This is a genomic window from Bradyrhizobium shewense (genome assembly GCF_900094605.1).
Lineage (GTDB): Bacteria > Pseudomonadota > Alphaproteobacteria > Rhizobiales > Xanthobacteraceae > Bradyrhizobium > Bradyrhizobium shewense.
Genome location: NZ_FMAI01000029.1, coordinates 18,294 through 31,000 on the forward strand (window position 1 = coordinate 18,294; position 12,707 = coordinate 31,000).

Annotated in this window: 11 protein-coding genes; 3 read left to right on the plus strand and 8 right to left on the minus strand. The window is 65.4% G+C overall.

Going from position 1 to position 12,707, the window contains the following annotated elements:
• Positions 1-46: 46 nt before the first annotated feature.
• Positions 47-823 carry a DUF4167 domain-containing protein gene (locus GA0061098_RS35575; RefSeq protein ID WP_091966060.1) on the minus strand — a complete coding sequence of 259 codons (777 nt, stop codon included), beginning with the start codon at positions 821-823 and terminating at the stop codon, positions 47-49.
• 463 nt (positions 824-1,286) lie between these two features.
• Entirely contained in the window at positions 1,287-2,183 is an 897-nt protein-coding gene (gene prmC / locus GA0061098_RS35580) for a peptide chain release factor N(5)-glutamine methyltransferase (protein WP_091966061.1), read from the minus strand.
• A 90-nt stretch (positions 2,184-2,273) separates the two neighbouring features.
• On the opposite strand from prmC, the gene GA0061098_RS35585 reads away from it, so the two are divergent.
• Positions 2,274-2,699 (plus strand): HIT family protein, encoded by a 426-nt coding sequence (locus GA0061098_RS35585; protein WP_091966062.1) that lies wholly within the window; start codon positions 2,274-2,276, stop codon positions 2,697-2,699.
• A 24-nt stretch (positions 2,700-2,723) separates the two neighbouring features.
• On the opposite strand, the gene GA0061098_RS35590 is transcribed toward GA0061098_RS35585, so the two are convergent.
• The 4 genes from GA0061098_RS35590 to GA0061098_RS35605 form a co-directional block, all read right to left on the minus strand.
• The gene (locus GA0061098_RS35590; RefSeq protein WP_091966063.1) at positions 2,724-3,422 is read right to left on the minus strand and encodes an ABC transporter ATP-binding protein; all 699 of its coding nucleotides are present in this window, start codon (positions 3,420-3,422) and stop codon (positions 2,724-2,726) included.
• On the minus strand, positions 3,419-5,257 hold the full coding sequence (locus tag GA0061098_RS35595) for a branched-chain amino acid ABC transporter ATP-binding protein/permease (RefSeq protein WP_091966064.1): 1,839 nt from the start codon (positions 5,255-5,257) through the stop codon (positions 3,419-3,421). Before GA0061098_RS35595 ends, GA0061098_RS35590 begins: the two co-directional genes overlap by 4 nt.
• A gap of 11 nt (positions 5,258-5,268) precedes the next feature.
• Complete coding sequence (locus GA0061098_RS35600) at positions 5,269-6,144, minus strand: branched-chain amino acid ABC transporter permease (RefSeq protein ID WP_026202378.1); 876 nt, start codon at positions 6,142-6,144, stop codon at positions 5,269-5,271.
• A 100-nt stretch (positions 6,145-6,244) separates the two neighbouring features.
• Positions 6,245-7,579, minus strand: coding sequence for a substrate-binding protein (locus GA0061098_RS35605; RefSeq protein ID WP_091966065.1), 1,335 nt, complete (start codon positions 7,577-7,579; stop codon positions 6,245-6,247).
• Between the two features lie 390 nt (positions 7,580-7,969).
• On the opposite strand from GA0061098_RS35605, the gene GA0061098_RS35610 reads away from it, so the two are divergent.
• Entirely contained in the window at positions 7,970-8,449 is a 480-nt protein-coding gene (locus GA0061098_RS35610) for a hypothetical protein (protein ID WP_091966066.1), read from the plus strand.
• A 122-nt stretch (positions 8,450-8,571) separates the two neighbouring features.
• Positions 8,572-9,042: a MarR family winged helix-turn-helix transcriptional regulator gene (locus GA0061098_RS35615; RefSeq protein ID WP_091966067.1), complete on the plus strand. Its 471-nt coding sequence runs from the start codon at positions 8,572-8,574 to the stop codon at positions 9,040-9,042.
• A gap of 8 nt (positions 9,043-9,050) precedes the next feature.
• Here the strand turns inward: GA0061098_RS35615 and prfA are convergent, their stop codons facing one another.
• A complete protein-coding gene (gene prfA / locus GA0061098_RS35620) occupies positions 9,051-10,136 on the minus strand; it encodes a peptide chain release factor 1 (RefSeq protein ID WP_091966068.1) in 1,086 nt (361 codons plus the stop codon).
• Between the two features lie 57 nt (positions 10,137-10,193).
• Positions 10,194-12,461 carry a phosphoenolpyruvate--protein phosphotransferase gene (gene ptsP, locus GA0061098_RS35625; protein ID WP_091966069.1) on the minus strand — a complete coding sequence of 756 codons (2,268 nt, stop codon included), beginning with the start codon at positions 12,459-12,461 and terminating at the stop codon, positions 10,194-10,196.
• Between the last annotated feature and the right edge of the window lie 246 nt (positions 12,462-12,707).

The following is a 12,707-nucleotide window of genomic DNA, read 5'->3' on the forward strand; positions in this document are numbered from 1 at the left end:
GGCGAGGCCGGGACGATTCCAGATCAGTCGATCAGAAGAAGATCACTTACTCGCTGGGCGCGAGATCATCGCCGGATGCGGCCGGAGCTGCTTCGCGCTCGGGGCGCGGGCCATGCGGCCGGCGCCGCCGGCGCGGGAAGCGTTCGCCACCACCGGCACCGCCCTCGCCGCCGTTCGCGCCGCCATTCGCCTGCGGCTGTGCGCCGGTGATGAAGGAGGGCAGGCGATCGACGCTGCCGGTGTCGGTGACGACGGGCTGCGGCTGATTCTGCGGTTGCGGCTGGGGCTGATATTGCGGCTGCGAGCGATGGTCGCGCTCGCGGTGCTCGCGCGGTTGCTGCTGATCGCGCTGATAGGGCTGGTTGTCGCGCTGCTGATGGTCGCGCTGGTGATGATCGCGCTGGCCGTCGCGGTCGCGCGCGAAGGGCTGCTGCTGTTGCGGCTGCGGGACGAAGCCCGGCTCCTGGCCGAAATTCGAGAAATTCTCGCCGTCGTCCTCGCCGTCGTCGCTGTTGCTGCTGATCGGCTCGTCACCGCGCGGCTGCTGGTTCTGGCGGAACTGTTCCTGGGCCGCGGCGATCAGACGGAAATAATGCTCGGCGTGCTGGTAGTAGTTCTCGGCTGCAACGGGGTCGCCGGAAGAGCGCGCGTCGCGTGCGAGCTGGAGATACTTTTCAGCGATGTGCGAGGCGGTGCCGCGGATCTTAATGTCGGGTCCGTTGGACTCGTAGACCCGGGTCATCGGGTTCTGGCTGCGCCGGTTGTTGTTGTTATTGTTATTGTTGCGGTTGCGCATCCGCTGCTTGTTCTGACCGTTTCTCATGTCCTGCCTTTAATTCCAGCCCTAAACGTTGCACGCATTACTTGATTGCTAGGAGTGACCTGGTGACAGCGGTTCACATCGCTCGCGCGCACCGCGCGCAAAAGCGGATCGAACCCTGCCGATGTTCGTCGACCGTCGCGTTCAAACAAGGACGCGTTCCCCACCCGCCAGCACTCATCGCCAGCGAACCCATTCATTTTGCCTGCCGAAACAAGCCCAGCTGTGTTGCGTAAGTCTTCAAGCGCAATATCAGGCTTTCGTTCACTTTGCGGTCGGAGAGCAGCGCAGCTCCACTGGCTATCGCGCTTCACAGGACCTGCGGCTTGGAACCTTTATCAGTAAAGCTCTCGCCCGAGAGCCCGGCTTTCGCCCGTAGGTCTACGGGGCCGGCACCGATGTGTTGACCGGAACGTAGTCGTTCCCAAGGGATATTCCAAGAGCTTTTTGCAAGCCAATCCGGCTTTTATGGGGGCATTTTTCGGGCCGAAACGGCCCGCGGAATGCCCGCCAAGTCGGCCTTGGGTGGCCTGTCCACCGTTAACGCGCCAGCTATCATCAAGGTTTCAATATTTCTGGCCTGCCCCTGTCCGGCCTCGACGATCAGCGCTCCGCCGGGGGCGAGACGCTCGGCGGCCTGCGGGATGAGAGCGCGATAGGCGTCATATCCGTCATTGCCGCCGTCGAGCGCCAGATGCGGATCGTGGTCGCGCACCTCGATGCTCAGTCTCGGGATTTCGGCGGAGGGAATATAGGGCGGGTTCGAAACGATGAGGTCAAATGGGCCGCGCAGCGCCGTCAGATAGGAGCAGGCGACGAAGCCGGCGCGGCCGGCGAGGCCGAGGGCGGCCGCATTGTCGCGCGCCGTATCGAGCGCCGTCAGACTGACATCGGTGCCGACGCCAAACGCGTCGGGAATCTCCCACAGCAATGCGAGCAGGATGGCGCCCGATCCGACACCGATATCGGCGATTCGCGGTCGCCGCCCCGAAATCGCCAGCCCGCGGAAGATCTCGAGCGCCAGTTCGACGACGGTCTCGGTGTCCGGCCGGGGTACCAGCGTCGCCTCGGACAACCGCAATGGCATGCCCCAGAAGTCTCGCACGCCCAGAATGCGGGCGACCGGCTCATGCGCGAGCCGGCGTTGCGCGTATTGTTCGAGCTGCGTGGTCTCCTCAGGCGTGAGTTGTCGCGATGCCTGCGTCACCATGCCGGTCAGATCGAGCTCCAGCGCGGCGCCGACGAGCAGGCGCGCATCGAGGGCCGCCTCCTCGATGCCGGCCGCTTGCAGCCGTGCCGCGAGCGCGCGCCGCGCACTCTCGACATTATGTCCGGGATCGATATTTGTCGCCAATGGAGCCATCCTGCCTGCCATCGTGGATAGATCGGCTGGCTCGCTTGCGTCAACGGAAAGGAGCGCGTTTGATCGCGCCTCGCAAGCGTGGAGGGGTCCATGACGGCCTATGACGATCAGAACGTCTTCGCAAAGATCCTGCGCGGCGAGATTCCCTGCTTCGAGGTTTTCAGGGACGAGCGCAGTCTGGCCTTCCTCGACATCATGCCGCGCGCGCCCGGGCACACGCTGGTGATTCCGCGGGCGCCGGCGCGCGGCATCCTGGATATTGCGGAGGACGATCTTGCCGCCGTCGCCCGGACGGCTAAGCGAATCGCGATTGCGGCGATGAAGGCGTTTGACGCGGAGGGAATCATCCTCCAGCAGTTCAGCGAGCCGGCCAGCGGGCAGGTGGTGCTTCACCTGCACATGCACGTCATGCCCGTCAGGGCCGGCGTCGACCTCTTGCCGGCGCAGACCCGCAAGGAAGATATGGCCGTGCTCGCCGATCACGCCAAACGGATGATCGCGGCGCTTGGCGGCTGAGCTTGGTCGTTGAATGGCGGCTGACTAAACGCCAAGGTAGCGCTGCAGCAGCTCCGGCTGGGCCTTGAGCTCCTGTGCCGGACCCTCGTGCACGATGTGGCCGTTGTTGATGATGTAGATCCGGCTCGCCAGCGCCAGCGTCGCCGCCAAATTCTGCTCGACCAGCACGATGGTCTGGCCGGCCGCCGCCAGCTCGCGACAGGCCTTGACGAGATCGTGGACGATGACGGGCGCGAGCCCCTCGAACGGCTCGTCCAGCAGCACGATCTTGGGATCGCGCACCAGCGCCCGCGCGATCGCGAGCATCTGCTGCTCGCCGCCGGAGAGCTCGGTGCCGCGGTTGTTGCGTCGCTCCTTCAGCCGCGGGAACATCTCGTAGATGCGGTCGAGCGGCCAGCGTTTCGGCGCGGTGAACCCGGCAAGGACGATGTTCTCCTCCACCGACAGGCTGCCGAAGATACGGCGCTCCTCGTGCACGAGCTGCATTCCCGCCTGCGCGATCCTGTGACTCCTGCGTCCGGCGATGTCGATGCCGTCGAACTTCACGCTGCCGCTGCGCGGCGTCACGACGCCCATCAGGCTCTTCAGCGTCGTGCTCTTGCCGGCGCCGTTGCGGCCGAGCAGCGCCACCACCTCGTGACGTTCGACGTGCATGGCGACGTCGAACAGGATGTGGGAATCCCCGTAATAGCTGTTCAGGCCGTTGACCTCGATCAGGCTCATGCGGCGATCTCCCCGTGCACGCCGCCGAGATAGGCCTCCTGCACCGCGGCGTTGGTCCTGATTTCCTCCGGTGTGCCGTCGAGCAGCACCTTGCCCTCCTGAAGCACCGTCACGCGCTCGACCAGCTCGAACAGCGAATCCATGTCGTGGTCGATGATGATCATGGTGCGGCCGCGCGCGATCGATTTGAGCAGCTTGACGGTCTCGACCCGCTCGCGCGGGCTCATGCCCGCGAGCGGCTCGTCGAGCAGCAGCAGGCGCGGCGAGGTCGCTAGCGCGAGCCCGATCTCGAGCCGGCGCTTCTCGCCATAAGCGAGTTCGGCGACCGGCGTGTCGGCGCGGCGGGTCAGATTGACCAAAGCGAGCGTATGCTCCACCTGCTCCGTCAGGCCTTTGACGCTGGAGAGCTTGCGGAAGAGATCGAGGCGAAACTTGCCGCGCAGCTCGGCGAGCGCGGCGATCGTCAGGTTCTGCCGCACCGTCAGCCCGGTGAAGAGCTGGTTGACCTGGTAGCTCTTGGTGAGCCCGAGCTGGCAAACCTCGGTGACCTTCAATCCCGTGATGTCGCGCCCCTCGAATACGATCTGGCCGGAGGTCGGCGCGATCTCGCAGGTCAGCATCTTGAAGAAGGTCGATTTGCCGGCGCCGTTGGGGCCGATGATGCCGCGCAGCTCGCCCTGATTGACGCTGAAATCGATGTCGCTGTTGGCGACGAGGCCGCCATAGCGCTTGGTGAGACCGGTGGCTTTCAGGACGGGCCCGGAATAGGCGGGGTGCGCGACCTCCTTGGCCTGCATCGGCGCGGGCGCTAGGTGCAGTGTCGTCTCAGTGTCCGGCTCGGCCTCCGCATCGCTCCGCTTACGCCTGCCGGAGAGGAGGCGATAAAGGTCCGCAAGACCGCCGATGATGCCGCCGCGCAGGAAGCAGACCAGCAGCACGAACACGACGCCAAGCACCAGCTTCCAGGCGGCACCTAAGCCAAGCGCGGATTGGAGGAAATCCTGGAGGAAGAGCCAGACGGTCGCGCCTACCAGCGGCCCGAACAGCGTGCCTCGGCCGCCAATGGCGGTCTGCATCACGAGCTGGCCGGACGTGTCGAAAGTGAAGGCGTCCGGCGGCATGAAGGCCTGGAGCACGCCGAGCAGGCCGCCGGCGAAACCGGCGTAGGCGGCTGCGATCACGAAAGCGGTCAATTTGTAGCCGTGGATGTTGTGGCCGACCGCGGTGGCGCGCAGCGGATTGTCCCGGATCGCGCTGAAAATGGCGCCGACCGGGGAGCGCACGATCCTGAGTGCGATGATCACGCCGATGAAATAGCACAGTGCGATGAACTGGTAGAGCGACCAGCCGTTGGTGAAGTGAACGGTGGTGAAGCCGAGATTGAAGCTCGGCGTCGGCACACCCGGCAGGCCGTTTTCGCCGCCGGTGAAGTCGGAGAGCGGATTGAACTCGACGAAGAAGAACACTTCCGCAATCGCCACCGTGATCATGGCGAAATAGATGCCGGTGCGGCGGAGCGCGATCAGGCCGATCAGATAGCCGGTCGCGGCCGCCGCGATCATGCCGATGATCAGCGCGCCCAGCACGTTGCCGAAGCCGGCGCGGGTCAGGAGGTAGGCGGCGACGAAGCCGCCGGTGCCGTAGAAGGCGGACTGGCCGAACGACAACAGGCCCGTGAAGCCGAACAGGATGTCGAAGCCGAGGCCGAACAGGCCCCAGACCAGGATCCGGTTCACGGTGTTGGGCGCGAAGCCGAGATGGGGCAGCACGAAGGGAGCCACGATCAGGCCGATGGCCGTCAGTGTCTCGATCAGGAAGGGGCGTTGCTTGAGCATCAGGAGATCACTTACTCGCGGCCCTGGACGCCGAGCAGGCCATGCGGTCGCACCACGAGCACGAGCGTCATTGCCGCAAACAGCATCACATAGGCGTAGCCGGGGTTGAACATGGAGGTGACGCTGATGATCTCGCCGGCGATCAGGCCGCCCAGGATCGCGCCTGGGAACGAGCCGACGCCGCCGATCACCACCACCACGAAGGTCTGGACCAGGATGTCGTCACCGATGCCCGGGGTCAGCGACACCACCGGCGCGTTGACGATGCCGGCAAAGCCGGCGGCCATCGCGCCGATGCCGAACACCACCATGAAGACCCGGTAGACATTGATACCGAGCGAATCCACCATCACGGAATCCTCGATGCCGGCCCGCACGATCATGCCGAGCCGGGTCCGGTAGAGGATGATGAACAGCGCGCCGAGTGCGATCGCGACGATGCCGACCACCGCGAGGCGGTAGGTCGGATAGAACATGAAGCCGAGATTGGTGATGCCCTGGAATATCGCCGGCGGCGGGACCAGCTGCGACTGGCTGGAGAAGATCAGCCGGATGATCTCGACGAAGCATATGCCGAGCCCGAACGTCACGAGCAACTGATCCTCGTGCGGCCGATGATAGAAATGGCGAATGATGACGCGTTCCATCGCAACGCCCAGCAGCATCACGAACAGGGAGCCCGCGATCACGGCAAGGATGAACGATTCCGTGTACTGATAGGCGACGAACCCGGCATAGCCGCCGATCATGAACATCGCGCCATGCGCGAGGTTGAGCACGCCGAGCGTGCCGTAGATAATGGTCAGGCCGGAGCTGATCAGCGCGAGCAGCGCGCCGAGCGCGAGCCCGTTGAAGAGCTGCGAGACGAGGTTGGGCCAACTAATCATGCAATGGTCACGGTTGTGGCGCGTTCCGGCGGTGCGCAAAAAAGGGTGACGCCGCAGGAGCCGGAAGCGACCTACGGCGTCACAGAGGATTAGCGCAAGCTCAGCTGTAGTCGCCGGGATGGCAGCCGAAGGCGTCCGGCTTCTGCATCAAGCCTTCGCCGGGCACGATCTCGACCACATCGTACCAGTCTTCCTTGGTCTTCATGTCCTTCTGCTGCTTGCCCTTGACGATGATCACCGGGCGGACGCACTGATGGTCCTCGGGGCGGTAATGCACGTCGCCGACCAGAGACGGCAGTGTCTCGCCCTTCTCATAGGCCTTGATCACGTCGGGCGGGTTGAAGCTTCCGGCCTGCTCGCACATGCGGGCCCAGTGCGCGAAGCTGACATAGGCGTTCTCCGCGCCCCATTCCGGCTTGTAGCCGTACTTCTTCTCGAAGGCCTCGTTGAACATCTTGGCGAGCGGAAACTTGTCCTCGAGCGTCCACCAATAGTCGGTGGCGGCGTAGACGCCCTGCATCAGGCCGCCGGTCTCGCGCGCGATGAAGGGCACCTGGTAGGGGACGACCAGCTTCATCTTGTCGAGCACGCCGAACTGCTTGGCCTGCTGGGTCGACAGCACCGCATCGTGGCCCCAGTTGACGTTGATCAGCATGTCGGCGCCGGAATTCGCGACGTTCAGCAGATAGGAGGAATAATCGGGCGCACCGAGCGGCGCGACCTGGTTGGTGACGGTGGTCCAGCCGGCGGTCGCGAGGAAGTCCTGCATCGACTTGGTGACGGTGTGACCGTAGGTGTAATCAGGCGTGAGATACGCAGCCTTCTTGCCCTTGCCGAACTCCTTGACCATGACGGGGCCGATCGCCGCCGCGGCGGTCTGGCCGAAGAAGTTCTGGCGGAAGCCGTAGCGGACGCAGTCCTTGCCGGTGGTGTCGTTCGAGCCGGAGATGCCGCAGACGAAGATCACCTTCTCGCGCTGGGCGAGCTTGTTCAGCGCGACCGCAACGGCGCTCGAGGTGCCGCCGGTGATCATGATCGCCTTGTTCTCGCTGATGAAGCGCTGCTGCGCCTGCACCGCCTCGTTCGGCTTGGCCGCGGAATCCGCGACGCCGAATTTCAGTTCTTTGCCGAGCACGCCCTTGCTGGTCTTCGGCGAGATCTTCTTGATCAGGTCGTGACCGCTGTTGATGTGCTCGATCGCGAGCTGATAGCCCTTGAGCTCGTCCTCGCCCTGCACGGCATAGGTGCCGGTGCGCGGCACCGAGATGCCGATGAAGGCGGTGGAACCCGAAACGCCCGCGGGATAGGAGCCGACGGCCGGCTTGTCCTCGGCGAAGGCCGGCATCGCGGGCAGCACCGAGCCGCCGATGAGGCCTGCCGTGGTCTGGAGCAGGCCGCGGCGCGAGAGGCCACGGCGAATGAGATGGTCGGTCATGATCGTTTCCTCCGGATATCGTTCTTGTTTGCAGGCAAAACACGACCTGTCCGGCGGCAACCGGCCTCGAAAGGCCTGCCTGCACCGGGCACGTCACATCCGCGTGTAGCTCCTGCACCTAAACATTGCTCGTGAACACCTTCTGTCAATTTCGCCTTTGGTCGAACGACGAAAATTATCGCGTGAAAACATATCGGATCACGATATATATTAGTCTTTGTGAGTACGAGATTGGCGGGTTCGGCGAGAGAGATGCCGCGGCAGACGACAGTAGCGGGTACCCGGAAGCGACGGTCCTGGCCGCAAGAGGCGGAGCGGCAGGAGGCGGCGTGGCCTGCCGGGGAGGGAAGCGACCAGCGCACATCGCCGCAGTCCGGCGATGCCTCGCGCATGCCGGAGCCGCGCAGCCGGTCCGCCGGGCAGCGGGGGCCAGCCTTCGGCTCCGTTCAGGCCAAGCGCACGCCGGTGCCGATGCAGAGACTGAGCGTGCGGGCCCAGAATGTCCTGAAGGAGCTCGCGGTCGAGCTCACCGGCGAGCAGCCGCCGAAGGGGACCTGGTCGCCCTCGCGCGAGCTGCTGCTCGCGCTGACGGCCGAGCGGCTTGCGACGACGCGCAACTGCGGTCCTCACACGATGCGGGAGATCGTCGACTGGGCGCAGGGCTGCGGCGTGACGATCAAGCCGGTGATCCCGCCCGGCGGCTCGCTGTCGCAGATGTGGGGTGAGTTGATCACGAATGCATCCGAAGGCGCCTTGACCAGCGCCGAGATCGTCAGTGCGCTCCAGCGCTCGATCAGGCGGAAGAGCGTTCGTATTCCGATCGCGTTTCAGGTCATCCTGGTGAAGATCCTGCTCTCCAACTTCGAATAGCAGGGCTGCAGGCCTCTCCTATATTTGTGCATCCGCGAGGCCCGTCGGTGGTTCCGCCCGGCCTTCCTTGCTAGTCTCGGCAGCGCCCGCTCCGCCGGCGGGCGGAGGTCGAAAGGCACGGAATGGCTGACGCGAAGCGGAAGACCGGACGCACGGCGCGCGCTGCGTCGTCGAGGGGCGGCGCAATGCGCGAGGCTGACTACGCCGCGCTCGCGCAATTCCGCTACCAGCTGCGCACCTTCCTCGCCTTCAGCGAAGCGGCGGCCCAGAACGCCGGGTTGACGCCGCAGCAGCACCAGGCGCTGCTGGCGATCAAGGGGCTGGCCGATCCCAACGGCGCCAGCGTCGGCGACATCGCCGGCTTCCTCCTGATCCGGCACCATACGGCGGTGGAGCTGGTGGACCGCATGGCGAAGCTGAAGCTGATCAGTCGGGAGGCCGATCCCGAGGATGCAAGGCGCGTCCTGGTCAAGCTGACGGCCAAGGGCGAGCAGAAGCTGCGGTCGCTTTCGCGCATTCACCTGGACGAGCTGAGCGCCGCTGCACCCGCATTGGGCAAGATTCTGCGATCGTTCCTGGCAAAGGTGCGCTGAGGCAGGGATCAGGCCGCCGCGCCTTGCGCGGCGAGCTGCGCGGCCTGATGCTCGGTGGTCAGCGCGTCGGTCAACTCGCCAAGCGCTTCGCCCGCGATCACCTGCGGCAGCTTGTAGAGCGTCAAATTGATGCGATGGTCGGTGACGCGCCCTTGCGGAAAATTGTAGGTGCGGATGCGCTCGGAGCGGTCGCCTGAGCCGACCTTCTCCTTACGCTCGGCCGACCGTGCCGCATCGACGCGCTGGCGCTCGGCGTCGTAGATTCGCGAGCGCAGGATGTTCATGGCGGAGGCGCGATTCTTGTGCTGCGAGCGGCTGTCCTGCATCATCACCACGATGCCGGTCGGGATGTGGGTGATGCGGATCGCCGATTCGGTCTTGTTGACGTGCTGGCCGCCCGCTCCTTGCGCGCGCATGGTCTCGATGCGCAAATCGTCGTTCTTGATGTCGACGTCGACGTCCTCGACCTCCGGCAGCACGGCCACCGTCGCGGCCGAAGTGTGGATGCGCCCCTGCGTCTCGGTGTCCGGCACGCGCTGCACACGATGCACGCCCGACTCGAACTTCAGCTTGGAGAACGCGCCGCGGCCCTGCACCTCCGCGATGATTTCCTTGTAGCCGCCGACGGTGCCTTCGCTGGCCGAGATCACCTCGACCTTCCAGCCCTGCAAGGCTGCGAAGCGCTCGTACATCCGGAACAGATCGCCGGCAAACAGCGAGGCCTCGTCGCCGCCGGTGCCGGCGCGGATTTCCAGCACCACGTTGCGGTCGTCCATGGCGTCCTTGGGCAGCAGCGCGACGCGAATCTTCTGGACCAGCTCCTCGATTTTCGGCGCGAGCTCGTCGCGCTCGGCTTCCGCCATGCCGCGCATCTCGGCATCGGTCGCGGGATCGGCGATCAGCGCCTCGGTGTCGGCAAGCTCCTTGACCGCGGCGCGATAGGCCTTCACCGCCTCGATCAGCGGGGTGATCTCGGCGAGCTCGCGCGTGATCTGCACATAGCGCTCGGAGGCGAGCTGTCCCAGTGATTCGGCCTCGAGAGAGGCATGATGTGCAAGGAGCACGTCCAGTTTGGCTTCGGGGAGTGACGACATCGGTTCAGTCTCAAATGGCGGAAGGGGGCGAGGCGGCAGGGAGCGGCGACAGGCCCGCTACAATGCCAGGCCTTCGGCCTCGGCAAATTCCGTCAGTTTCTGCCGGATCGAGACGCTGCCCGCCGGCGCGTCCAGGAGCGGGCCGAGCATGGCTTCGGCCTTCTTGGCATCGAGGTCGATGACCATGGCCTTGACGGGGCCGAGCGCGGTTGCCGACAGCGACAGCGAGCGGTAGCCCAGCGCAATCAGCGCCAGTGCGCCAAGCGGCTTGGACGCCATCTCGCCGCAAAGGGAGAGCGACTTCTGCGCCGCCTGTGACTTGCGTGCGATCTCGCGCAGCGCGCGCAGGATTGGCGCCGACATGGTGTCGAAGCGCTCGGAGACTTTGGCATTGCCGCGGTCGACCGCGAACAGGAACTGGAACAGATCGTTGGAGCCGACCGAGATGAAGTCGACCTTCTTCAGGAGCTCGTCGAGCTGATAGAGCAAAGCGGGCACCTCGACCATGGTGCCGATGTCGATACGCTCCGGCAGCGTATGGCCGTGCTGGCGCAGATAAGTCAGCTCGCGTTCGACCAGCGCCTTCGCCGAATCGAATTCGGCGACCTCCGAGATCATCGGGAACATGATGCGCAGCGCGCGGCCGCCACCGGCGCGCAGCAGCGCGCGGATCTGGCCGCGCAGCAGGCCGGGACGATCGAGCCCGAGCCGGATCGCGCGCCAGCCGAGCGCGGGATTTTCCTCGATCACGGCTTCCATATAGGGCAGCGCCTTGTCGCCGCCGATGTCGAGGGTGCGGAAGGTGACGGGCTTGGTGCCGGCCGCATCGAGTACGGTGCGATACAGCGCCAGCTGGTCGCTGGTGCGCGGCAGGCTCTGGCCGACCATGAATTGCAGCTCGGTGCGAAACAGGCCGATGCCGGCGCTGCCGGTGTCCTCGATATGCGGCAGGTCGATGGCAAGGCCTGCGTTGATCATCAGCTCGACCTTCTGGCCGTCCCTGGTGACGCAGGGCAGGTCGCGCAACGCCAGATATTGCGCCTGGCGGCGGGCGCGGAAGCGCACGCGCTCGGCGAAGGCCGCCTCGACTTCCTGCGAGGGGCGCACATAGATCGAACCGGAGGTGCCGTCGACGATGATGGCATCGCCGGGATCGGCAATGCCGGGTGCGTTCGGCACTTCGCCGACCGCGGGGATGCCGAGCGCGCGCGCCACGATCGAGACGTGGGAGTTGGCGGTGCCTTCCTCCAGCACGATGCCGCGCAGGCGCTTGCGGTCATAGTCGAGCAGCGCCGCCGGGCCCATCGCGCGGGCGATGACGATGGCATTGTCGGGCAATTGCTCGCGTGAGGGCGCGTGGTCCTGGCCGACCAGCTGCCGCATCAGGCGGTAGCCGAGATCCTCGAGGTCGTGCAGCCGGTCGCGCAAATAGGGGTCGGTCGAGCGCAGCATGCGCGCGCGGGTGTCGGACTGCACGCGCTCGACCGCGGCTTCCGCGGTGAGGCCGGTGGCGACCGCCTCGTGCAGCTTGTGCGACCAGCCCTGGTCGTTGGCGAACATGCGATAGGCTTCCAGCACCTCGCGATGCTCGCCGCCTTCGGCGACATCGCCGCGCTCCAGCATGCGGTCGAGATCGGCGCGGAGCTTGGCCAGCGCGGTGTCGAGCCGCTTGATTTCCTTGGGCAGGTCCTCGGCGATGTAGTCCTTGATGACGACGCGCGGCTCGTGCAGCACGACATGGCCGAGCGCGATGCCCTCCGACAGGATCGCGCCGACCTTCTGTGCGGAATGGCGCGCGGCCGGCTCCAGCCCCGGCTGGGCCAGCGCGGACAGCTCGCCCGAGGCGATCAGCTCGGCCAGCACCATGGCGGTGGTCTGCAGCGCCTCGAGCTCCTCCTCGACATAGTTGCGCTTGGCGCGGTTCTGCACCACCAGCACGCCGAGCGTGTTGCCGGCCCGCAGGATCGGCACGCCGAGGAAGGAGTGGTAGATTTCTTCGCCGGTCTCCGGGCGGAACGAGAAGGCTGGATGGGTCTGCGCATCGCTTAAGTTGAGCGGCGTCGCCTCGCTGGCGACGAGGCCGACCAGGCCCTCATGGGCGCTCAGCACGGTGTGGTGCACGGCCTCGCGGTTGAGGCCTTCGGTGGCGTAGAGCTCCAGCGTGTTGTCAATGCGCAGCACATAGACCGAGCACACCTCGGCCACCATGTTGGCGGCGATCAGCACCACGATCTTGTCCAGCCGCTCCTGGGCCGAGACCTGCTCCGCCATGGTTTCGCGGAGCCGTCTCAACAAGACGCGGGGACCTCCCGACGCGCTCCGCATGTCCCGTCAATCTCCTCCGTCTGCCCGGCCCGGCCGTATCGGCCGGCGGCTGGCCTAAAATTCCAGAAAAACAACCAATTTGTTTGTCCGGCGCTGGCACAAGCCCAAAATCCACTTGAGATTTAGCGCTTGCACCGAATCAGCGCCGCCTGAACTGGGACACAGTCTGCGGCAGCCCACCCTGTTCGCCGTATAGCGAATTGAGGCTTGTTTTGCCAAGCAAAACGCCTGCCAAACGCGAAGGTG